This window comes from Propionivibrio limicola (genome assembly GCF_009469695.1).
In the GTDB taxonomy this organism is placed as follows: Bacteria; Pseudomonadota; Gammaproteobacteria; order Burkholderiales; family Rhodocyclaceae; genus Propionivibrio; species Propionivibrio limicola.
Map to the genome: position 1 here is coordinate 1 of NZ_SSSR01000014.1, position 21,591 is coordinate 21,591.

A 21,591-nucleotide genomic window follows, 5' to 3' on the forward strand; every position below is an offset into this window, starting at 1 on the left:
GAAAGGCTGGCATTCATACGCGCAGAATCCTCGCCGCCTCCTCTGATGCCTACCGGGAGTCCATCCTTGGACTCGGGTAGGTTTGATGCGATTGCCCTGACGAGGGGCCGGTGATCGTCGTTTATCCGGAAGAAGTCTGGTACCGCTATGTCGATGAAGAGGATGTCGAGGAGATCGTCCAAGAACATCTTGTGCATGGGCGGGTGGTCGAGCGGTTGAAGATTTAAGGGCGTTTCCCTGTTGCTGCAGTCAGTCCTTCGGGAACTTTGTGGATAGGTGGGAACACAGCTCGCGGGCGCGCGCAGTCCAGGTGTGCTCCCTCATAAAGCGCTCATGGCCTTGTCGGGCGATGGCTTGGCGTTTGTCTTCGTGCGTCAGGTAATAGTGAACCTTGTCGGCTAGTTCGCTGGCCGAGCGGAAAACTTCAATTTCGTGACCAATCTCGAAAAGCTCTTCAAGTTCCTCGCAATAGTCGGTCAGAAGGAAGCAGCCCGCCGCTACGGCTTCGAAAATGCGCAGATTGACGCCGGTTTCTGCGCCATAAAAATCGGTTCGCGTGATGTTGAGCACGATCCTCGACTGACCGAGCAATGAGTGCAGTTCCTTGCCCCAAACTGGCGTGTCATGAATCCGGGCCTGAAGCTCCCGAGAGATGAGCGGGTAGTTGCGGCGCCAGCGGTTGCCAAAAACCGTGACGTTTTTTCTGATGGCTTCCAGTAGCAGAATTCGTCGCAAATCGCCGCTGCCGACAAATAGCGTGTCGATCGAGGGCGGGGCATGGTCGGGCGTCGCTATCGGGTTGGCGCCAAAGGGAAGATGCGTGACCGGCAACTGACGGGTTTCACCGAAGAAACGGGTGGTAACCTGGGAAAACGAGAAAATCCGATGGTAGACCGGTAGCTCGTTTTCGATAAAGAAAAGGAATTCGCGCCGCTTGCCGTACAGGTTGCAGCTGTCAGTGTCGTAGAGCAGCAGCGTGGCGCGACAGGTGTCGGCGATCCGCCGCAATTCGTGCGGGTCAAAAAACTTGTAGATGAACCCGGCCACGAGGATATGCGTCGGGGCGGTGCGTGCAACGAGATCGGCAAGCGTCGGGCTGGCGAGTTTTGGCAGCAGGTAGAAACCGTCCTTGTCGGCTTCTTTGTCCAATAGTTTTGCGCAGGCGGAGCGTATGCCGTAGAACGGGCGGGTTTTCTGCTTCAGACAGTCGAAATGGATGGCTGTGTGGCCATCCGCCTGTAGCGCTGTCGCCAGTTCAAGACCGAGCGGGACACCGCCGATACCGTCGAGGATCAGGAATCTGAACGGGCTGGTGGACGGAGGCAAGGGCGGGATCATCAGTCGGTCTTTCTCGCTTGCAGTTGTTCAACGGCCGCGATGATCTGCGAGGTGCTGATGAGGTGTTTCCAGAGGGAGTCCTGCTGCCAGGGCAGTGAAAGCTTCGGGCACACGACGGTGCCAGGTTCCCAGTCCGGGCGCCAATGGAAGAGCGGGTTCCTTTTTCGGTAAATGGTAACGACCGGAATGCCGAGAAAAGACGCCAGATGGCCGTTGCCAGAGTCGTTGGCGATCACGATGCCGGATTCGTACAGATAGGCACAAAGTGCGCTGATGTCGTCGAAACGGGGCGTGTTGAACGTGTTGTCCTTCATCTTTGCCCAAGTCCCGTGATTTTTCGGGGCAACGACGATTTCGGGCGTGTAGCCGCGCGCTTGAAGCTGTCGGCAGAGCTTGAGGAAAGACGCTGGCCGCCAGTTCTTTTTTTCCGGGCCGGCGGAATCCGGGCTAACGATGATCCGGCGGCGATGGCGGCGATGTTGCAACCCCTCTGGCGGGACGATCGGCGGCGTCTTCGTCACGTTCGCGAGATGCATCTTCTCCCGCATGTACTGAAGGGTCATCCCGACGGCACTTTCGGTCGTGAACTTCTTGAATCGGATGGAGCCGCTGCAGTCGAGCAATCCTTGAAGTGCTTCGAATTGCTCGGGGTTTGTTTCCCGAATCCTTGCGCTATGGTCGAAATGCCACGCGTCCGGTGTTTTCTGGCAGATCAGCAGCCATTTCTCCCGAAGGCGGGCGGTGCTCGATTCGTCCATGTGTTCGCGGATGAAACTGGGGGGGCTCACGATCGCCAGATCATAGCCTGCCAGTTCCATTTCAAGCGTTTCGGTCCGGCCAGCGGGAGGGTAGGGACGAATCGCGAGATTCGGTAGCCACTGTCGCATCTGGTAGGCGATGTTGCCGTAGCAGGTGATGTCATAGCCGTTGCGCTGCAGGTTGTCGGCCATCATCAGATAGATCAGACCGTCGCCCAGCGAATCGAACGAAACCAGTGCGATTCTGGCCTTGCTGCGGGGGGGCTGTTGTGCGAAGAGGGTGCGGGTCATGTCGATGTCTGGGAAAGGACGTTCTGAATCATGGGCAGGCTAAAGAAAAGCGGCCGTGCGGTTTCGTCAGAGAATTTTTTTTGCAGGCGCTGGCAGCCTTGCTCCGCGATCTCCTGGCGAAAAGCCGCATCTTGTCGCGTAAAGAAGTCGGTCAGCATGTCGGCAAGCTGTTTTGCGTTGCCCAACGGAAAAAGCTGGTCTGCGCTTCCGAGCACTTCCGGCGCGCCACCGCAGTCGGTGGCGAGGATGGGCACGCCCGCCGCCATGGCTTCCAGCAGCACCATGCCGAACGGTTCGTGATCCGAGCTGAGCACGAACAGATCGAATGCCGGAAAGAAACGGCGGACGTCCGGAACCTGACCGAGAAAGCGAACGCGGTCGGCAATGCCGAGGTTTCGCGCCAGAAGCCGCAGGTCGTCTTCCAGTGCGCCGCGACCGGCAATGGCCAGCAGACTGTCGGCCGGCAGATTCGGCAGCGCGGCGGCGAATCCTTTCAGCAAGGTGGCTTGATCCTTGTCCGGATGCAGGCGGCCGACGTTGGCGATGACGGTGGCGTCGTCCGGCAAGCCAAGTTTTGTCCGCGCTTCTTCGCGCGAGACCAACTGGGCTGTTGCGCTTTCGACGTCGAGCCGGTTATGTAACGTCTCGATGCGTTCCGGCGCCCAGCCGTGGAGGCGTTTCCGGATGTCGTCGCGAACGGCGTCGGAAACCCCCAGCAACGACAGGCGCCGGCGGAACAGGTGCGCAAACCAGCGGCGTTGCGGGCGATCATAGCCACCGAAGGCGTGATGTATGCCGACGACCGGCAAGCGGGTGGCAAGGCAGGCAACGTAAATCGGCTTGAAACGATGAGCAATGACGAGCGCGAAATCGCGGCTGGCGGCAATCCTCTGGATCTTGCGAATGGCATCGATCTTGAGGCCGCGGATTGCCCGGCTGGAGTAATTGAGGAAAATCACCTCGTCCGATGCCGATCCGGCGCGCGCCTGTTCGTCGGGCTTGCCAGTCAGATAGACAGTCAGCACCTTGAACGGTGAGCCCTTGAACAGCGCCGCATATTGGCGGGCGACGTCGAGAAACGGTCCGGAATAGCCGTGGCAGAGTTGCAAGATCCAGTGGTCGTCCATATGCGCGCAATCCCGTATTTATCGTTTATTTGGTTTCGTCACCAACACATCCTCCATGACCAGATACTCCAGATCCGAGTCATGGAACATGTTCAGCGCGTCGGTCGGCGAGCAGATCATCGGTTCGCCTCGGCGGTTGAGCGAGGTGTTGAGGACGACACCGTTGCCGGTGAGTTTTTCGAGTTCATTCATCAGGTCGTAATAGCGCGGGTTGAATTTGCGTTCGAGTACCTGCGCGCGCGAGGTGCCATCCTCATGCACGACTTCCGGCACGCGGTTTTTCCATTCCTCGGCGACTTCGAAGGTGAAGGTCATGAACGGCGCCGGGTGGTCGCTGCCGAGCATCTGCGGGCCGACGGTGTCGAGCATGCTCGGGCAGAAGGGGCGCCAGCGTTCGCGGAACTTGATCTGTTCGTTGATGCGGTCGGCGACGCCGGGTACGCTCGGGCAGCCGAGAATCGAGCGCCCGCCGAGGGCGCGCGGGCCGAACTCCATGCGGCCCTGGAGCCAGGCGACGGGATTGCCGTCGGCGAGGATCTTGGCGATTTCCAGCGGCACGTCATTGATCTTCTGCCACTTCGGTTGCGCCGGATGGCGCGCGCAGGCGGCGATGACGTCCTCGTTGCTGAACGACGGGCCGAGATGGACGTGCTCCATCTTCTCCACCGGCACGCCGCGCTCGACCGAGACGTAGGCCGCGGCGCCGACAGCGGTGCCGGCATCGCCGGAGGCCGGTTGCACGAACAGTTCCTTGAGTTCCGGGCGGGCGATGATTTTCTGGTTGAGCTTGACGTTGAGCGCGCCGCCGCCGGAAAAAGCGAGCTTGCCGGTCTCGCGCAGGATGTCGCCGAGGTAGTGGTCGATCATCTGCAGCGACAGGTCCTCGAACAGCTTTTGCATGCTCGCCGCGTAGTGGATGTATGGGGCGTCGGCGATGTCGCCGACGCGCTTCGGGCCGAGCCACTCGATCAGTTTCGGCGAGAAATGGAAGCCCTTGCCGTTTTCCTTGTGGCGCCGAATGCCAATTACGTTGGCGTAGTCGGTGTTGATGACGAGTTCGCCGTTCTCGAATTTGGCGAGGCGCGAGAAATCGTATTTGTTCGGGTTGCCGTAGGGCGCCATGCCCATGACCTTGTATTCGCCGTCGAGCATCTCGAAGCCGAGGAACTCGGTGATCGCACCGTAGAGGCCGCCGAGCGAGTCGGGGTCGTAGAATTCCTTGATCTTGTGGATCTTGCCGTTTTCGCCGTAGCCGAAGAAGGTGGTGGCGTATTCGCCCTTGCCGTCGATGCCGAGGATCGCGGTTTTTTCGTGGAAGCCGGAACAGTGATAGGCGCTGGCGGCGTGCGCGAGGTGATGCTCGACGGGGACGATTTCGACTTTTTTGAGGTCGAAGCCGAGTTGTACCAAACACCATTCGATGCGCTTCTTGTAGCGATGGAAGTGGCGGTTGCCGGCGAAGATCACATCGAGCGCGCGATCCGGCGCGTACCAGTAGCGTTTCGCGTAGTGCCAGCGCGCCTTTTTACCAAGGCTGATCGAGGCGAACGGAATGGCCACGGCATCGACGTCCGACGGCATGATGCCGGCGAACTGCAGGCAGAATTTCGCCGCTTCGTAGGGCATGCGGTTCTTGGCGTGCTTTTCGCGCACGAAGCGTTCTTCCTCGGCGGCGGCTACCAGTTTTCCGTCAATGTAGAGTGCCGCCGACGGATCCTGCGTCAGCGCGCCGGAAAGTCCAAGTATTGTCAGTGCCAAGGTGCTCTCTCGCTGGTTTTGCGCGGACCGCAAAGAGGAAGCTCGCCCGCCGATCGAGGCGCAAGTATACATTCAGGCAGGTTCGCGGGCATTGCATCCGGATTCGGGATTCAATACGGCCGGACTTCGCCTTCCGGTCGCGTCTTGAAACGGCGATGCACCCAGTAGTATTGCTCGGGCATCGTCCTGATCGCTGCTTCGATCCAGCCGTTCATACGCGCGGTGTCGGCCTCGACATCGTCGGTCGGGAAGTTCTCCCACGCGTCGCCAATCTCGACGACGTATCCCTCGCCGCCGGGAAGCATGCGCGTCGCGCAAGGCAGCACGGCGGCGTTGGCGGCGCGGGCCAATCGTGACAGGCCGGTGATGGTGGCTGTCTGGATGCCGAAAAACGGCACGAAAATCGAGTCCCGGCGTCTTGCGTTGAGGTCGGGCAGGTAATAGAACGGTCGGCCGGAGCGCATGGCCTTGATGGTGGCTCGCACGCCGTCTTGGCGGGAGAGCAACTGCTGGTCGCCGAAACGATGGCGGCCGCGCAGCAGCAGGCGATCGAAGACCGGATTGGCTTGCGTCGCATACATGCTCACGCAGTTGAAACGCATGGCAATGGCGACGCCGCCGGCATCGAGTCCGACGAAATGCGGCGCAAGCAGAATGATCGGTCGTTGCGCGTCCAGGCACTGCCGGATTTTTTCCTCGCCTTCGACGCGGATCATGCGGGAGAGCCGTTCGCGGCTGCCCCACCACAACACGCTACGCTCGACGAGGCTGCGACCGAGGGCGCGAAAGTGCGCTTTCAGCAAAGCGGCGCGTTCTTGTTCGGAGAGTTCCGGAAAGCACCACTCCAGATTTTTCCGGGCGACCGCATGGCGGTGTTTGCCCAGCAGACGCAACAGATCGCCAACACCGCAACCGATGGCGGCGAGCGGCGCCAAGGGGAGAAAGTGCAGCAACCAGAGCAGGAAAACGAGGGGCTGGGGCAGGAGTCGTTTGAGCATGGTGAAACGTTGGTCTCGAAGCGGCGCAGGCGCGATGGGCGTCGTGCAGTATAGTCATGCGGGCGCGGCATTGTATGCCAAACCGCGTTGCGGGCTGTCGTTTCGGCTGATTTCAGCGGGGATTCAAAAGCGACGACCTTATAATGGCGCGCAATATTTTGCACAAGGGCGGATTCCACCAATGAAAATCAGATTTTCGAAAATGCACGGTCTGGGTAACGACTTTGTCGTGCTCGACGGGATTCGGCAGTCGCTCGCGCTGACGCCGGAGCAGATTCGTTTTCTGGCCGACCGCCATTTCGGCATCGGCTGCGATCAACTGCTGCTGGTCGAGAAGGCGAGCCGCCCGGACATCGATTTCCGTTACCGCATCTTCAATGCCGATGGCGGCGAGGTCGAGCAATGCGGCAACGGCGCGCGTTGCTTCGTCCGCTTCGTGCATGAGCAGGGACTGACGGAAAAGCCGGAGATCCGTGTCGAGACGATGCGCGGCCTCATTGCCCCCCGGTTGGAGGCCGATGGCAACGTGACGGTCGATATGGGCGTGCCCGTCTTTGCGCCGGAACAGATTCCGTTCGTCAGCGAGACGGCCGATCTGATCCAGCCGTTGGCGGTGGGCGAGGCGAGCGTGGCTGTCACCGCCGTATCGATGGGCAATCCGCACGCCGTGCAGGTTGTGGACGATGTCGATACCGCACAGGTTGCGCAGCAGGGGCCGCTGATCGAATCGCATCCGCGCTTTCCGCAGCGCGTCAATGCGGGGTTCATGCAGGTCGTCGACCGGAATTCGATCCGCCTGCGCGTCTTCGAGCGCGGCGCGGGGGAAACGCTGGCGTGCGGCACCGGCGCCTGTGCCGCCGTCGTCGCCGGCATCGCCCGCGGGCTGCTCGATTCGCCGGTGCGCGTGTCGACGCGCGGCGGCGAGCTCAAAATTGCCTGGGGCGGCACCGGCACCGCCGTCCTGATGACAGGTCCCGCCGTCACCGTCTTTACCGGAGAAATCGAATTATGAAATCGGAAGAAGTCGCGCAGTATCTCGTAGATCATCCGCATTTTTTCGAAGAATATGCCGATCTTGTCGTCCATCTGGCGATTCCGCATCCGCATGGCGGGCGGACGATTTCGATCACCGAGCGCCAGATGATCGGTCTGCGCGACAAGAACCGCCAGCTTGAAGGCAAGATGAGCGAGCTGCTGCAGTTCGGCGAGGAGAACGACGTGATCAGCGAGAAGATGCATCGCCTCGGCGTGGCCATCATCGCCGCGTCGACCTTCCAGTCGGTGGTGCACTCGCTCAATTTCCACCTGCGCGATGATTTTGCCATCCCGCATTTTGCGCTGCGCCTGTGGCGTTGCCCCGAGAGCGGCGAAGAACTGCCCGAGTTCGCTGAAGTGAGCGTCGAATTGCAGTCGTTCGCCGAGACGTTGACCGAGCCGTACTGTGGTTCGACCTCCGGGTTCGAGACCTCGTCCTGGTTCGGCGAAGCGTCGTCGCACGTCCGTTCGCAAGGCCTGATCGCCCTGAGGAACGGCGGCGGCAGCTTCGGCATGATCGCGCTCGGCAGCGAAGACCCGCAGCGCTTCTATGCCGGCATGGGGACGCTTTATCTTGAGCGGCTGGGCGAAATGGCTTCCGCGGCGCTGGCCCGCGTCCTGCGTCTGCCCTGATTTCGTCGGCGCAAAACGTCTCTTGTGCCTATACCGACTGAAGCGGCCGTCGACGGTCTGGTGCTGATCGGCGCCTATCTCGACGAGCTCGCCCAGCAGCGGCGGCAGTCGCCGCACACGATCAGCAACTACCGGCGCGATTTGCGGGCGTTGTTGTCGCTGCTCGAAGAGCAGCCGCCTGAGGCCTGTGCCGGTTCCCTTTTGCGCCTGCACACGGCGCACATCCGGCGGTTTGTTGGCGTGCTGCATGGGCGCGGGCTGAGCGGGCGCTCGCTGGCGCGGATGTTGTCGGCCTGGCGCGGCTTTTACCGCTGGCTGGGCGTGCGCGGCCGGATCGAAGCCAATCCCGTCGATGGCGTGCGGCCGCCGAAAAGCCCGCACCCGCTGCCCAAGGTGCTCTCGCCGGACGAGGCGAACCGGCTGCTCGATCACGCCAGCGACGAAGTGGTCGACCTGCGCGACCAAGCGATGTTCGAGCTGTTCTACTCTTCCGGCCTGCGCCTGGCGGAACTGGTCGCGCTCGATCTGTCGTGCCAGCAGGAACTGTTGGAGGGCGAAATCCGGGTGCTCGGCAAACGCAACAAGGCAAGGCTGGTGCCGGTCGGTCGCAAGGCGCGCGAGGCGATCGACCGTTGGCTGGCGCGGCGTGGCGAGCTGGCCGCACCGGGGGAGAACGCCCTTTTCGTCGGCCAGCGCGGCGCGCGCATCCACCCGCGCGTCGTCGAGTCCCGGATTGGAATCCGTGCGTTGGCACAGGGGCTGGCGACCGGCGTGCATCCGCATATGCTCCGCCATTCCTTTGCGTCGCACATGCTGCAATCCTCCGGTGACTTGCGCGCCGTCCAGGAAATGCTCGGTCACGCCAGCATCGCTTCGACGCAGGTCTATACCCACCTTGATTTCCAGCATCTGGCCAAGGTCTACGACGCGGCGCATCCGCGGGCCAAGCGCAAGGAGGGCGAATAAGCGGCCTCGGGTTCGTTTGACTGGCTTTCATCGGGTGTTGCTGTTGCAACCGCGTTGCGTCTGAGCGGTCGCTATGGTCTAATCGGCCGGCTTTTTTACCGGGGTCCCCGACGTGTCCTCATTTACCTCGAACATGCAGCTTCTGGCCGGTCAGCTCAGGCAAATGGGCGCCCGTGCGACGCCGGCGCGGATTCGTGTCCTGCATGCGTTGCGCACGGCGCCGATGCCGCTCACGCACAATGAAATCGAGCAGTCGCTGGGCGAGCCGGCGCTCGATCGCGTGACGCTCTACCGGGTGCTCGACTGGCTGGTCGCCAGCGGGCTGGCCAACAAGGCGGCCGATGCCCAGCGCGTGTTCCGGTTTTCGCCGGCCGTCGGCGGGGAGCATCAGGCGCATATTCATTTCCGTTGCGAAAAGTGCGGTGGCGTTTTTTGCCTCGACGCGCCGCCGCCCGAGGCGCCCGAGCTGCCGGCCGGCTTCGCGCTGTCGCACATGAATCTCGAGCTGAGCGGGTGGTGCGACAAATGTGCCAAACGTGGCGAGGAAAAAATCGATGAATGAAAGAGAGATTAACGCGCCGATTCCGGTGACGATCGTTACCGGCTTTCTCGGTTGCGGCAAGACGACGCTACTCAACTACATCCTGACCGAGCGCCACGGCGAAAAAATCGCCGTCATCGAGAACGAGTTCGGCGAGGTCGGTATCGACAACGAGTTGCTGCTCTCCGGCGACGAGCAAATCGTCGAGATGAACAATGGCTGTATCTGCTGCACGGTGCGCGGCGATCTGATCCGCATCCTTGGCGAACTGGCCGACAAGCGCGCCGCCGGCTCGCTGCAGTTCGATCGCGTGTTAATCGAAACCACGGGTCTGGCGACGCCGGGACCGGTGGCCCAGACCTTCTTTCTCGACGAGGAGGTGTCGCGGCGCTATCTGCTCGACGCCGTCGTGACGCTGGTCGACGCGGTGCATGCCATGCGGCAGCTGGATGAGCACGATCAAGCGCAGGAACAGGTTGGTTTCGCCGATCGTCTCTTACTCTCCAAGACCGACCTGGTCGATGCCGAGCAGATTGAAACGCTGTCGCAACGCTTGCACGCAATCAATCCGCGTGCCGATATTCAGGCCGTCTATTTCGGGCAGACACCTCTGGCCGCGCTGCTCGACATTCGTGGTTTCAACCTCAACGCCGTTCTCGAGATCGCGCCGGGCTTCCTGGCGGGCGGGCACCCCCACAACCACCACGCGCATCGTCACGACAACCGCATCAGTTCCTGCGTCTTCCGCAGCGAACTGCCTTTCGATAATCACAAACTGCAGGATTTTCTGCGCGCCATCGCCCGCGTTTATGGCGCCGACCTTTTGCGCTACAAGGGCGTGCTGTCGATCGACGGCCTTCCCTACCGCGTGATCATCCAGGGCGTGCATGAACTGATGGGCGGCAGCGCCGGAGCCGACTGGGCCGATGGTGAAGAACGGGGCAGCACGTTCGTGTTCATCGGCCGCAATTTGCCGCGCGAGATCATCGAGCAGGGGCTGCGGCAGAGCCAGGTCAAGGACTTCGAATAAACGCGGCGTTGAGCGTCGTTTTTTGGATGGCGCTTATTGGCCGATAAATTGCCGGGCGGCGGTCGGATGTGTTAAAAGAACCGCCTGATTTTTTTTGCACAGATCGGTGTTCCAATCCATGGTTTTCTCCTTTTTCAAGAAGCCGCCGGAAAAAAGGACCGCGAAGCCGGCGGTGGTCCCGACGGCAAAAGAACCGGTGAGGGATTCACTCGCCGGCGAGAAAACCGTGCCGGCGGATGCGCTTGCCAAGACCTGCCAAGCGACGGTGCCTGAACCAAAAAAAGCCGGTGGGGCCGAACAGACGCCGCTTGATCTTTCCGATTTCGTATTCAGTGAGAGCGCTCCGGAGTTCCAGATCGAGGCCGAGATCGATCCCGTGGATGCGCAGGCGGAAGAAGCCGCCGTGCTTTTCTCGAACGCTCAGGATGAGGCGGCGCGGATGGTGCTTGAGGCGGCCGTCCGCGATCCTTCTTCCGGGATGGGGGAGCGACTGTGGTTGATGCTCTTCGATCTACACAGGTTGTCTGGCGACCGGGCGGCGTTTGATGCCTTGGGGATTGGTTACGCGAGCGCATTCGAGCAATCTCCGCCAGTGTGGCGCGAAGCTTCGGTTCCGCCGGAAAAAGCAGCCGTGGGCAAGCGGAAAGCCGGCGTGTCGAGCAGCAGTGTTTTTTTCAGCGACCCCTTGTGCGGGGACAACGACGCCGCGTTCGCCGCCATCGAAAAATCGCTTGAGAAGAATCCAAAGCTTCGTCTCGATCTCGGCAAAATCACTCATTTCGATGACGCCGGCTGTGCGCGGCTGATGGCGCTGCGGCAAAAGGCGCGCAAGAGCCGGGGCGAAATCGTCTTGCTCGGGCTGGATGCCTTGCGCGAGCAAATTGCCGCAGGCATCGAAGTGGGCCGGGCCGAAGGTAAGGCGTGCTGGCTCCTGCTTCTGGATATCCATCAGTTGCAAGGCCGGCAGGACGTTTTTGAAGACCTTGCCATCAATTACGCGGTCACGTTCGAGGAATCTCCTCCCTCGTGGGAACCAGAGCGGGTCATGGCCTCCGAGGCCGCTTCGACTCCTGGCGCGGCCGGAACGACCGTCGATGCCGAGGCGACGAGCGACCCGACGCCCGTGGCGGTGGCGAATGACGAGGGATCAACCAACGGGTTCGCACTGCGCGGTGACATCAAGGGCGCCAAATTTACCGAGCTGGCGGCGTACGGACAGCAGGCCGATTCAATCCTTGTCGATTGTTCGGCATTGACACGGATGGACTTCGTCAGTGCGGCGACGCTGCTTAACGTGCTCACGCCGTTCTGTTCGTCCGGCAAGCGGATTGTTTTCAAACAGCCGAACTATCTCGTTGCCGAGTTGTTCGGGGTGCTCGGTCTGGACGCCGTGGCAACGATTGTTTTTGGCAAGAATTAGGAAGGAAGGGGGCTTCATGGAGCAATACCACGGCACTACCATTTTGTCCGTTCGTCGCGGCGAGCACGTGGCGATGGGCGGCGACGGGCAGGTCACGCTGGGCAACATCGTGATCAAGGCGAGCGCGCGCAAGGTGCGGCGCATTCACCAGGGATCGATTCTGGCCGGGTTTGCCGGCGGGACGGCGGATGCCTTTACGCTGTTCGAGCGCTTCGAGGCCAAGCTCGACAAGCATCAGGGCAACCTGCTCCGTTCGGCGGTCGAGCTGGCCAAGGATTGGCGCAGCGACCGCGCCCTGCGCCGGCTTGAGGCCATGCTGGCGGTTGCCGATAAAACGAATTCGCTGGTGATTACCGGCAACGGCGACGTGCTCGAACCGGAGCATGGCATCGTCGCCATCGGTTCCGGCGGCGCCTATGCCCAATCGGCGGCGCGGGCGCTGATCGAAAACACCGACCTCGATCCGGAAACGGTCGTGCGCAAGTCACTTGAAATCGCCGGCGACCTCTGCATCTACACTAACCACAGTTTCACGATCGAAACGCTCGACCCCTAAATCCCGAGCGCTATGCAGAGCCCGTCGTAACGGGCTTCGATTTCCGCGAAATGGCCGGAAAGTTTCGACCACGACAGCCCAAGCGTGGCACACGCCCGGTCGGAGAGCGCGGGCACCCGGTTCTCCTGCGGCTCGCCGAGGTCGAGGGCGTGGCTGAGCACCTCGCTGGCGTGGATCAGGTCGCCGATGTCTGTGCCGAATTGGTCCGGCTCGTGATGCGCCTCGATGGCGTCCCTTATTTTCCCCGGCAGTTTCCACGTCTCGGCCAGCAATCCGCCGGCGGTGGCGTGGTCGACGCCGAACAGGGCGCGCTCGGCGTCGACGATCGGCATGTCGCCCTTGTTGTGCAGATCGAGCGCCTTGAGATAACGCGTCGGGCTGGCGCTGAACATCAGGAGTTGACCGATGTCGTGCAGCAATCCGGCGGTGAACGCCAGATCGGCGTTGAGCCGCGTCTGTTCGGCGAGCAGGCGGGCGCAGGTGGCGACGCCGAGCGCATGCCGCCACAGCTGCCGCGTGTTGAAACCCGGGTTGCGGATGTCGTAGCGGTGGAGAAGCGTCGAGGCGAGAACGATGCTGACGACGCGATTGACGCCGAGGAACAGGAAGGCCTGACGGGCCGAACAGATCGGCGTCGAAACGCCCGAGGAGACGGCGTTGGCGGCGGCGAGCAGGCGGGCGACGATGGCCGGATCGGCGCTGATGTGCTGGGCCAGCGAGTCGATGTCGGCGTTTTCGTCGGCCAGCGAGCGCATGACGTGATTAACCGCTTCCGGCAAGGAGGGAAGCGAACCGGCGTGGCGAACGAGTTCGTCGAGTGTCGGTGCGGCGGTCATTGGGCGCTTTCCAGGCGATAGGCGAGCACGGCGGCGTGCAAGGCCTCGCGGGTGGCGCTGCTGGCGGTGTTTTCATGCACGCGAAAAATCGTTTCGACGCGGATTTCGGCCGCCCGGATTTCTTCCGCGATGGTCTCGGCGCTACGGTGGTCAGGGAGGGTGACGAAGTCGTACTCGACACCGCGCCGGATCAGCCGGTCAAGCAACGTAGCGTCGAGTTCCGTGCCGGCTGGCAGCAACGTCTGCCCATCGCGGTCGGCGACGGCGCGCGCCAAGATCGTGCCGGGATCAACGCGGCCGGGCGAAAGGCATGCGGTGCGGGTCTTCATCGAAGGATTCTCCTCGTTATCCGTCTTGAGAAAACGGTCGATCAAGTTTGCCACATCGTTTCGGCAGTGAGAACATAACGCTCTTCATTCGCATTACTCGCAGGACAGCCATGACGCAAATGACTCCCCAGGAAATCGTTCACGAACTCGACAAGCACATCGTCGGCCAGAACAAGGCCAAGAAGGCGGTCGCCATCGCCCTGCGCAACCGCTGGCGGCGTGCGCAGGTGGCCGAGCCGCTGCGTCAGGAGATCACGCCGAAGAACATCCTGATGATCGGTCCGACCGGCGTCGGCAAGACTGAGATCGCGCGCCGTCTGGCGCGGCTGGCGAATGCGCCGTTCATCAAGATCGAGGCGACCAAGTTTACCGAGGTCGGTTACGTCGGCCGCGACGTCGAGACGATCATTCGCGACCTCGTCGAAATTGCCGTCAAGAATGGCCGCGAGCAGGCCATGAAAGCCGTCCGCCAGCGTGCCGAGGATGCCGCCGAGGACCGGCTTCTTGATGTGCTGTTGCCGTCGGCGCGCGGCGCGTTTTTCAACGAGACGCAGGCGTCGGAAGAAAACGCCACGCGCCAGAAATTCAGGAAGAAACTGCGCGAAGGCGAACTGGAAGAAAAGGAAATCGAAATCGAGGTCGCCGGCCCGAGCATCCAGGCCGAGATTCTGGCGCCACCGGGCATGGAAGACCTGACTTCGCAGATTCAGGGCATGTTCCAGAACATGGGCGGCGCGCGCAAGAAATCGCGCAAGCTCAAGATCTGCGAGGCGCGCAAGCTGTTGATCGAGGAAGAGGCCGGCAAGCTCGTCAACGACGAGGAGGTGAAGCTCGACGCGGTGCAGAACGTCGAGCAGAACGGCATCGTTTTCCTCGACGAAATCGACAAGATCACGGCGCGCAGCGATGCGCATGGCGCCGACGTGTCGCGTCAGGGCGTGCAGCGCGACCTGCTGCCGCTCGTCGAAGGCACGACGGTGACCACCAAGTACGGCATGATCCGCACCGATCACATCCTGTTCATCGCCAGCGGCGCGTTCCATCTGGCCAAGCCGTCCGATCTGATTCCGGAGCTGCAGGGACGCTTCCCGATCCGCGTCGAGCTCGATTCGTTGTCCGTGTCCGATTTCGAGCGCATCCTGACGCAGACCGATGCCTGTCTGACCATGCAGTATCAGGCGTTGCTCAAAACGGAAGGCGTCGAACTCGAATTCCAGCCGGAAGGCATCCAGCGCCTCGCCGAAGTGGCGTGGTCGGTAAATGAGCGGACCGAGAACATCGGCGCCCGCCGTCTTTACACGGTGATGGAGCGCCTGCTGGAAGAGGTTTCGTTCAGCGCCGGCAGCGTGGTCGGCGAGCAGAAAGTGACGATCGACGCCGCCTTCGTCGACGCGCGTCTGACCGAACTGTCGCGCAACGAGGATCTGTCGCGTTACGTGTTGTAACGGCTGATACCCCGGCGCTGGTGGCATTCAAACCAATAAACCGGATTTGACGCAGAGAAAACAAGAGAGAAAGCGCAAGAACTGAAATACAGGTTTTTCTCTGCGCTCTCTGTATCTCCGCGGTCTCTGCGTCGAAAGCGGTTCCAACCGAGCTTTTCCGGTCAGATCGGCGTCGAGTGGTGCGCTTCGGCGAGGAATTCTTCGAGCGTGATGATCTTGGACAGCTTGCCGAGCAGGCGCAGCGCGTGTGCGTGGTCGTCATCGTTCGGCGCGATGCAGCAGTCGCCGATGACGTGGCATGCGAAGTCGCGGTCGTGGGCGTCACGGATGGCCGCCTGCACCGCCATGTCGGTCGAAACGCCGGCGACGAACAGGTTCTTGACGCCAAACGTGCGCAGGATGGCTTCGAGCGGCGTGCCGTAGAACGGGCTGACGCGGTGCTTGGTGATGACCGTCTCGTTCTCTGTCGGGGCGGCTTTGGGATGGAATTCGGTGCCCCACGTGCCGAGCTGGAGCGCGCCGAATTTCTTGGCGCCGCCGAAGACCGGCGAGGCTTCCGGTTGTTCCTTGTAGTCGGCGGAGAAACCGATGCGCACGTGGATGACGGCGAAATCTTCCTTGCGGGCCTGGGTGAGCAGCGCGCTGACGCGGTCAAGCGAGCCGTGGCGAGCGTCGAAATCGGCGTAGCCCTTGCCGGACGTCTTGCCGTTGGGATCGACGATCTCGTTGACGAAATCGACCAAGAGAAGTGCATTGTGCGTAGCGAACGAAGCCATGTTTGATCTCCTGTGGTGAGTGACTAACGGGGAAACTGGGCCAGGGGGAATGGTGTTGGCCTCCGCGGAGGTTGGCGCAGAACAACACATTTTCCGTTCCGGCGAAGCTGTCAGCGGTAAGGCGCCGACGAAGGCCGATATACTACGCCGAATCCTCGGGGCCTGAGTCCGTCAGGCCGTACTCCAGTCTTCTGCCCAGCAAAGGGGCCGTTCCCATGCTCGATATTCTGGCCATTACCAGCCCGATCTTCATCATCATCCTGATCGGTTTTCTGATGACGCGCTTCGGCGTGTTCGCCAAGGCGGACATGCGGGTTTTCGGCAAATTCGTGGTCAATCTGGCGCTGCCGGCGCTGCTGTTCAATGCGCTTGCCCAGCGGCAAGTGGCCGATATCCTCAACCCCAGTTATCTGCTCGCCTACGCCATTGGCAGTCTGGCGGTCATCGGTGTCGGTTTTCTCTGGGCGCGGCGTGTCGCCCGAGTGAATGAGCAGGCCAGCACCTTTTACGCAATGGGAATGTCGTGCTCGAACAGCGGCTATATCGGCTACCCGATCCTGTTGCTGACCTTGCCGTCGGTGGCCGGCGTCGCCTTGGCGCTCAACATGATGGTCGAGAATCTGCTGGCGTTGCCGCTGCTGCTTACGCTCGCCGAACGCGGGCGGGGTAGCGGCGGGGCGTGGGCAACGATCAGGATGCTGATGCTACGGCTGGCGAGAAATCCGCTGATGATTGGCCTGTTGGCCGGTCTGACGGTTTCACTGCTGAGACTGAAATTGCCCGACGCCATCACTCGCACCGTGACGATGTTTTCGGCCGCGAGCGGGGCGGTCGCGCTGTTCGTTATCGGCGGAACGCTCGTCGGATTGTCGATTGGCAGCATCGGCAAAGAAGTTGCGCCGATCGTGATCGGCAAGCTGCTTCTGCATCCGCTGGCGGTTTTTGTGGCGATTACGCTGATGCCGTCGCTCGGCCTCCCGTCGATCAATCCAGAACTGCAGATGGCGGCCGTGCTGATGGCCGCGGTGCCGATGCTCGGCATCTACGCGACGCTGGCGCAGCAATACGGGCAGGAGGATTTCAGCGCCGTCGCCTTGTTGCTAACGACGGTGGCCTCGTTCTTCACGTTGAGCGGGGTGCTGTGGGCGCTTCAGCGTTTCGCGGTTTTTGCCTGAGGCGCGTGGCCGCGTAGCCCAAATGGTGCAACGGCCATGAACCCCGGTGGCGTTCATGGCCGCGGTTGTTGCAGAAAAGATCAGGCCGGAATGACCTTCTGATGCACGACGCTCAAGCCGTCGGCGGCAAATTCGCCGGCCTTGGCCATGTCCTGGATTTGCTGGACGCTGAAGCGGCGCGCGTCATAGACGACGACGATGCTTTCATCGCCCGGCTGCAGAAAGTTCGTTTCGCCGAAGTGGGTGTAGCGCGTGGCGCCGATGGTGACGATGGTTTGCTGCGGGTAGCCGGCGGCTTTGAGCAGGGCGGCGATGTCTTCCGCCGGGCCTTCGTCCTGCTGCTGGTTCATTTTTTCGATGACCCAGTCGAGCAGCTTGGCGTGGAAATAGCTGTATTCCACGGTCGGGCTGTCGAGGCCGTAGGCGTGGCATTCGCCGTCGCGGCGCAGGAAGCTGGCGATGCGGTAGTTGTCCAGTTCGTCGCCCGGACCAAAGCCCTGCATCGGGATGAAGTTGGCGCCCATGCCCTTGCTGGCCGGCCCCCAGTTCTTCTTCTCGCTGATCTTGCGTGCGCCCTGACGGCGGATCGAACAATCATTGAAAGCGGTGAACATCTTCGGGGCGAGCGCCTGCACCTTCTTGTCGGCGTCGTAAACGATGTCGCAGAGCAGCGCGACTTCCGGCTCGATCTGCAGGTTGTCGCCGCTGTCCGGATAGTGGATCGTGTCGCTCGAAATCGGATAGACGTTCAGGCGGCTGTTGGCGAGATTCGGCACGTAGATCGGGAAGATGGCTTTCGGCGCGACGGCTTCTTTCACCTTCACGTTGACGAAATCGCTGGCTTCGCCGGCTTGTTCGAGGTGTCCGGCGAAGTTGCCGGCGACACCAAAGCAGATCGTTTCATTCAGATTCATGTTCAAAACTCGTGGAGTGGGTCTGGAGGGATTTCTGGATTGGAAATTTGCGGGAGGCGCGATTATCTCAACAGCTCCGAGGGCTGTCCAATCGCTCAGCCGCTCAGTATTTGTCGCTGAAACCGTGGATTTGCCGCCGTGCCTTTTTCGTCGGGCGGCCGCGCAGATCACTGCCCGGCGTGGGCGCTAGGCGTTGCGCTTCCTTGACCGTCTCGCGCCGCGTTTTGCTTTCCTCGGTTTCTTCGTAAAGCGCCTGGGCTTCGCTGGCCGGGCGGCGCTGTTCGTTGAGCCCTTTCACTTCCACGGTGAAGCGGGTGTCGGCGGCGGTGATGTCGAGCGTATCGCCGGGGCGAACGTCGCGTGCCGGTTTGACGGTCGTGCCGTTGAGCTTGACGTGGCCGGCGTGGATGGCTTCGGTGGCCAGCGACCGCGTCTTGAAGAAGCGGGCGGCCCACAGCCATTTGTCGATGCGCTGCTGCGCAGGCGGGAGTTTTTCGGGGCGGTTCATGGTCTCTCAGGCGTCAGGCCGCCTCGTCGGCGGAATCGAAATGCAGGTGCGCGGCTTCTTCCTTGCGCGTCAGGCGGTCGAGGTAGAGGTGGACGACCGGCGTCAGGTACAGGGTCAGGAACTGCGAGAGCAGCAGGCCGCCGACGACGGCGATGCCGAGCGGCTGCCGCACTTCGGCGCCGGCGCCGATGCCGAGCGCGATGGGCAGCGTGCCGACGAGCGCGGCGAGCGTCGTCATCATGATCGGGCGGAAGCGGATCAGGCAGGCTTCGAAAATCGCTTCGAACGCCGGGCGCTTTTCCAGCCGCTGCTTTTCGAGCGCGAAGTCGATCATCATGATCGCGTTCTTCTTGACGATGCCGATCAGCATGATGACGCCGACGAAGGCGTAGAGATTGAGGTCGATGCCGAAGAGAAGCAGCGTGATCAGCGCGCCGAGCGCCGCCGACGGCAGGCCGGAGAGAATGGTCAGCGGGTGGATGAAGCTCTCGTAGAGGATGCCGAGCACGATATAGACGACGAGCACGGCGACGAGCAGCAGGATGCCGAGTCCCTTGACCGACGATTCGAACGCCTGCGCCGTGCCTTGCAGGCTGGTGTTGAGCGAGGCGGGCAGGCGCAATTCCTGTTCGGCCACCTTGATGCGGTCGACGGCGTCGCCGAGCGAGACGCCGGGCAGCAGGTTGAAGGAGATCGTCACCGACGGCAGCTGCCCCTGATGGTTGACGGTCAACGCCTGCGTCTTGCGGGTGATGCGGGTCACGGTGTCGAGCGGGATGAGCTTGCCGCTGCCGGCGCGCACGTACAGTCGGGAAAGCATTGACGGGTCGATCTGGTATTCCGGCGCGACTTCGAGGATCACCTGATACTGGCTCGCCGTGCCGTAGATCGTCGAAATCTGCCGTGCGCTGAAGGCGCTTTGCAGCGCGTCCTCGACCTGCGCGAAGGAAAGGCCGAGGCTGGCGATCTTGTCGCGGTCGATGTCGAGCGCGACGACCGGACTCTGGTTGTTGAGGTTGCTGGTCACGTCGATGAAGCCGGGCAGCTGCCGGATGCGTTCGAGCAGCGTGTCGGTCCATTGATACAGCTCGCCCAGATCGGTGCTTTGCAGCGTGTATTGGTACTGCGCGGCGGTCACCTGGCCGCCGATGCGGATGGCCGGCGGGTTCTGCATATAAACCTTGATGCCCGGCACGGCGGCGAGCTTCGGGCGCAGTTGCTGGATGATCTCGTCGGCCGATAGCTCGCGCTCATGGCGCGGCTTGAGGACGAGGAACAGCGATCCGTTGTTCGAGGTGGCCCGCGGTCCGCCGGCACCGACCGCAGACATGAAGGTGTGAATGTTAGGGTTCTGGGCGATGATGGCGGCGACGGCGCGCTGGTGCTCGACCATGGCGGCGAAGGAGATGTCCTGTGCGCCTTCCGTGGATACGCTGATCTGGCCGCTGTCGCCGCTCGGCAGGAAGCCTTTCGGTGTGTGCACGAACAGGATGGCGCTGAGCGCGATGGAGAGCGCGAATCCGGCCATGACGAGGCGCGGGCGGGCCATCGACCAGCGCAGCGTCCATTCGTAGCCGGCCAGCAGCGCGTCGAAGAAACGCTCGAAGGCGCGAAAGACGCGGCCGTGCTCTTCCGGCGCGGCGTGTTTCAGATAGCGGCTGCACAGCATCGGCGTCAGCGTCAGCGAGACGATCCCCGAGACGAGGATGGCGGCACAGATGGTGACGGCAAACTCGTGCAGCAATCGCCCGACGATGCCGCCCATGAACAGCACCGGGATGAACACGGCGATCAGCGACACGGTCATCGAGATGATCGTGAAGCCGATTTCGCGCGAGCCCTTGATCGCCGCCTGCAACGGCGTCTCGCCGAGTTCGACGTGGCGGACGATGTTCTCCAGCATGACGATGGCGTCGTCAACGACAAAGCCGACGGCCAGCGTGAGCGCGAGCAGCGAGAGGTTGTCGAGGCTGTAGCCGAGCACGTGCATGACAGCGAAGGTGCCGATCACCGAAATCGGCAGGGCCAGCGCCGGAATCGCCGTCGCCGACAGGTTGCGCAGGAAAAGCAGGATGACCAGGATGACGAGAAAACCGGCCAGCAGCAGGGTGAATTGCACGTCGATGATCGACTCGCTGATCGACAGGCTGCGGTCGTAGAGCGTGGTCATCTCGATCGCCGCCGGCAGCGTCGCCTGAAAGCCGGGCAGGACGCGCTTGATCGAGTCCACGGTCTCGATCGTGTTGGCCCCCGGCTGGCGCTGGATGGCGAGCACGATGGCGCGCTTGTCGACGTTCCAGCTGGCGATGCGCTTGTTCTCGACGCCGTCGATTGGCGTGGCGACTTCTTCCAGCCGCACCGGCGCGCCGTTGCGCCAGGCGACGACGAGCGGCCGGTAGGCGGAGGCGGAGGTGAGCTGGCCGTTCGACTTGATGGCGAACGCCTGATGCGTGCCGTCGATGAGGCCGAGCGGCTGATTCACGTTGGCTTGGGCGATGGCTTGCTGCAGCTCGTCGATGCCGAGGCCGCGCGCGGCCAGCTGATCCGGATTGGCCTGGATGCGCACGGCGTGTTTTTGTGAGCCGAAGACGAGCACCTGCGCGACGCCGGCGATGGTTGAGAGCCGTTGCGCGAGCTGCGTTTCGGCGTATTCGTTGACCACCGGCAGCGGCAGTGTCGGCGCGGAGAGCGCGATGTAGAAAATCGGCGAGTCGGCCGGATTGACCTTGCGGAACGACGGCGGGCTCGGCATGTTCGAGGGCAGCTTGCGCTGCGCGGCGGCGATCGCCGATTGCACGTCCTGCGCCGCCGCGTCGATGTTGCGGTTGAGCGAGAACTGCAGCGTGATCGAGGTCGTCCCTTGCGCGCTCGTCGAACTCATCGATTCGAGGCCGGCGATCGTCGAAAACTGGCCTTCGAGCGGCGTGGCGACGGCGGAGGCCATCGTTTCCGGCGCGGCGCCGGGCAGGCTGGCGCTGACCGAGATGGTCGGAAAATCGACGTTGGGCAGTTCGGAGACAGGCAGCGCCCGGTAGGCGATGAAGCCGAAGATGACGAAAGCCGCCATCAGCAGCGTCGTCATCACCGGGCGGCGGATGCAGAGCTCGGGCAGGTTCATTTTAAAAACCGCATTTAACGCAGAGAGCGCAGAGAAAAA

Annotated in this window: 22 protein-coding genes; 10 read left to right on the top strand and 12 right to left on the bottom strand. The window is 62.2% G+C overall.

Features of this window, described 5'->3' with window-relative positions:
• Positions 1-110 precede the first annotated feature (110 nt).
• Positions 111-227: a (2Fe-2S) ferredoxin domain-containing protein gene (locus GH659_RS10195; protein WP_425499991.1), complete on the top strand. Its 117-nt coding sequence runs from the start codon at positions 111-113 to the stop codon at positions 225-227.
• Between the two features lie 22 nt (positions 228-249).
• Here GH659_RS10195 and GH659_RS10200 read toward each other — a convergent pair whose 3' ends face one another.
• From GH659_RS10200 to GH659_RS10220, 5 genes are all read right to left on the bottom strand, one after another.
• Positions 250-1,338: a CgeB family protein gene (locus GH659_RS10200; RefSeq protein WP_153111302.1), complete on the bottom strand. Its 1,089-nt coding sequence runs from the start codon at positions 1,336-1,338 to the stop codon at positions 250-252.
• Complete coding sequence (locus GH659_RS10205) at positions 1,338-2,387, bottom strand: glycosyltransferase family 9 protein (protein WP_153111303.1); 1,050 nt, start codon at positions 2,385-2,387, stop codon at positions 1,338-1,340. The genes GH659_RS10200 and GH659_RS10205 overlap by 1 nt, the downstream gene beginning before the upstream one ends.
• Positions 2,384-3,514: a glycosyltransferase gene (locus tag GH659_RS10210; protein WP_153111304.1), complete on the bottom strand. Its 1,131-nt coding sequence runs from the start codon at positions 3,512-3,514 to the stop codon at positions 2,384-2,386. Before GH659_RS10210 ends, GH659_RS10205 begins: the two co-directional genes overlap by 4 nt.
• An 18-nt stretch (positions 3,515-3,532) precedes the next feature.
• Entirely contained in the window at positions 3,533-5,272 is a 1,740-nt protein-coding gene (locus GH659_RS10215) for a carbamoyltransferase family protein (RefSeq protein WP_153111305.1), read from the bottom strand.
• A 110-nt stretch (positions 5,273-5,382) separates the two neighbouring features.
• Positions 5,383-6,270, bottom strand: coding sequence for a lysophospholipid acyltransferase family protein (locus GH659_RS10220; protein ID WP_153111306.1), 888 nt, complete (start codon positions 6,268-6,270; stop codon positions 5,383-5,385).
• Between the two features lie 181 nt (positions 6,271-6,451).
• Between GH659_RS10220 and dapF the strand changes: the two genes are divergently transcribed.
• From dapF to GH659_RS10245, 5 genes are all read left to right on the top strand, one after another.
• Positions 6,452-7,282, top strand: a complete 831-nt coding sequence (gene dapF / locus GH659_RS10225) for a diaminopimelate epimerase (protein WP_153111307.1) — start codon at positions 6,452-6,454, stop codon at positions 7,280-7,282.
• Entirely contained in the window at positions 7,279-7,938 is a 660-nt protein-coding gene (locus GH659_RS10230) for a DUF484 family protein (protein WP_153111308.1), read from the top strand. The genes dapF and GH659_RS10230 overlap by 4 nt, the downstream gene beginning before the upstream one ends.
• A 24-nt stretch (positions 7,939-7,962) precedes the next feature.
• Positions 7,963-8,904, top strand: coding sequence for a tyrosine recombinase XerC (gene xerC, locus GH659_RS10235; protein ID WP_281349733.1), 942 nt, complete (start codon positions 7,963-7,965; stop codon positions 8,902-8,904).
• Positions 8,905-9,016: 112 nt separating this feature from the next.
• A complete protein-coding gene (locus GH659_RS10240) occupies positions 9,017-9,466 on the top strand; it encodes a Fur family transcriptional regulator (protein ID WP_153111309.1) in 450 nt (149 codons plus the stop codon).
• Positions 9,459-10,475 (top strand): CobW family GTP-binding protein, encoded by a 1,017-nt coding sequence (locus GH659_RS10245; RefSeq protein WP_153111310.1) that lies wholly within the window; start codon positions 9,459-9,461, stop codon positions 10,473-10,475. The genes GH659_RS10240 and GH659_RS10245 overlap by 8 nt, the downstream gene beginning before the upstream one ends.
• Positions 10,476-10,508: 33 nt before the next feature.
• Here GH659_RS10245 and GH659_RS10250 read toward each other — a convergent pair whose 3' ends face one another.
• A complete protein-coding gene (locus GH659_RS10250) occupies positions 10,509-10,724 on the bottom strand; it encodes a hypothetical protein (protein WP_153111311.1) in 216 nt (71 codons plus the stop codon).
• Between the two features lie 16 nt (positions 10,725-10,740).
• On the opposite strand from GH659_RS10250, the gene GH659_RS10255 reads away from it, so the two are divergent.
• Together GH659_RS10255 and hslV are read left to right on the top strand one after the other, a co-directional pair.
• Positions 10,741-11,895, top strand: coding sequence for an STAS domain-containing protein (locus GH659_RS10255; protein ID WP_153111312.1), 1,155 nt, complete (start codon positions 10,741-10,743; stop codon positions 11,893-11,895).
• A gap of 16 nt (positions 11,896-11,911) precedes the next feature.
• Complete coding sequence (hslV, locus tag GH659_RS10260) at positions 11,912-12,451, top strand: ATP-dependent protease subunit HslV (RefSeq protein WP_153111313.1); 540 nt, start codon at positions 11,912-11,914, stop codon at positions 12,449-12,451.
• On the opposite strand, the gene GH659_RS10265 is transcribed toward hslV, so the two are convergent.
• Together GH659_RS10265 and GH659_RS10270 are read right to left on the bottom strand one after the other, a co-directional pair.
• Positions 12,448-13,287, bottom strand: a complete 840-nt coding sequence (locus tag GH659_RS10265; protein WP_153111314.1) for an HDOD domain-containing protein — start codon at positions 13,285-13,287, stop codon at positions 12,448-12,450. The genes hslV and GH659_RS10265 overlap by 4 nt on opposite strands.
• Positions 13,284-13,616, bottom strand: a complete 333-nt coding sequence (locus tag GH659_RS10270; protein ID WP_153111315.1) for a hypothetical protein — start codon at positions 13,614-13,616, stop codon at positions 13,284-13,286. The genes GH659_RS10265 and GH659_RS10270 overlap by 4 nt, the downstream gene beginning before the upstream one ends.
• Before the next feature lie 110 nt (positions 13,617-13,726).
• On the opposite strand from GH659_RS10270, the gene hslU reads away from it, so the two are divergent.
• On the top strand, positions 13,727-15,061 hold the full coding sequence (hslU, locus tag GH659_RS10275; protein WP_153111316.1) for an ATP-dependent protease ATPase subunit HslU: 1,335 nt from the start codon (positions 13,727-13,729) through the stop codon (positions 15,059-15,061).
• 161 nt (positions 15,062-15,222) lie between these two features.
• On the opposite strand, the gene GH659_RS10280 is transcribed toward hslU, so the two are convergent.
• Positions 15,223-15,837 (bottom strand): cysteine hydrolase family protein, encoded by a 615-nt coding sequence (locus GH659_RS10280; RefSeq protein WP_170285870.1) that lies wholly within the window; start codon positions 15,835-15,837, stop codon positions 15,223-15,225.
• A 215-nt stretch (positions 15,838-16,052) separates the two neighbouring features.
• Here GH659_RS10280 and GH659_RS10285 point away from each other — a divergent pair, with 215 nt between their 5' ends.
• Positions 16,053-17,012, top strand: a complete 960-nt coding sequence (locus GH659_RS10285; RefSeq protein ID WP_153111318.1) for an AEC family transporter — start codon at positions 16,053-16,055, stop codon at positions 17,010-17,012.
• Positions 17,013-17,092: 80 nt separating this feature from the next.
• On the opposite strand, the gene GH659_RS10290 is transcribed toward GH659_RS10285, so the two are convergent.
• The 3 genes from GH659_RS10290 to GH659_RS10300 all read right to left on the bottom strand — a co-directional run bounded on the left by GH659_RS10290 (position 17,093) and on the right by GH659_RS10300 (position 21,552).
• Positions 17,093-17,926, bottom strand: a complete 834-nt coding sequence (locus tag GH659_RS10290; protein WP_153111319.1) for a DUF5718 family protein — start codon at positions 17,924-17,926, stop codon at positions 17,093-17,095.
• Positions 17,927-18,029: 103 nt separating this feature from the next.
• Positions 18,030-18,434, bottom strand: coding sequence for an RNA-binding S4 domain-containing protein (locus tag GH659_RS10295; RefSeq protein WP_153111320.1), 405 nt, complete (start codon positions 18,432-18,434; stop codon positions 18,030-18,032).
• Positions 18,435-18,447: 13 nt separating this feature from the next.
• Positions 18,448-21,552, bottom strand: a complete 3,105-nt coding sequence (locus GH659_RS10300; protein ID WP_153111321.1) for an efflux RND transporter permease subunit — start codon at positions 21,550-21,552, stop codon at positions 18,448-18,450.
• Positions 21,553-21,591: the final 39 nt, after the last annotated feature.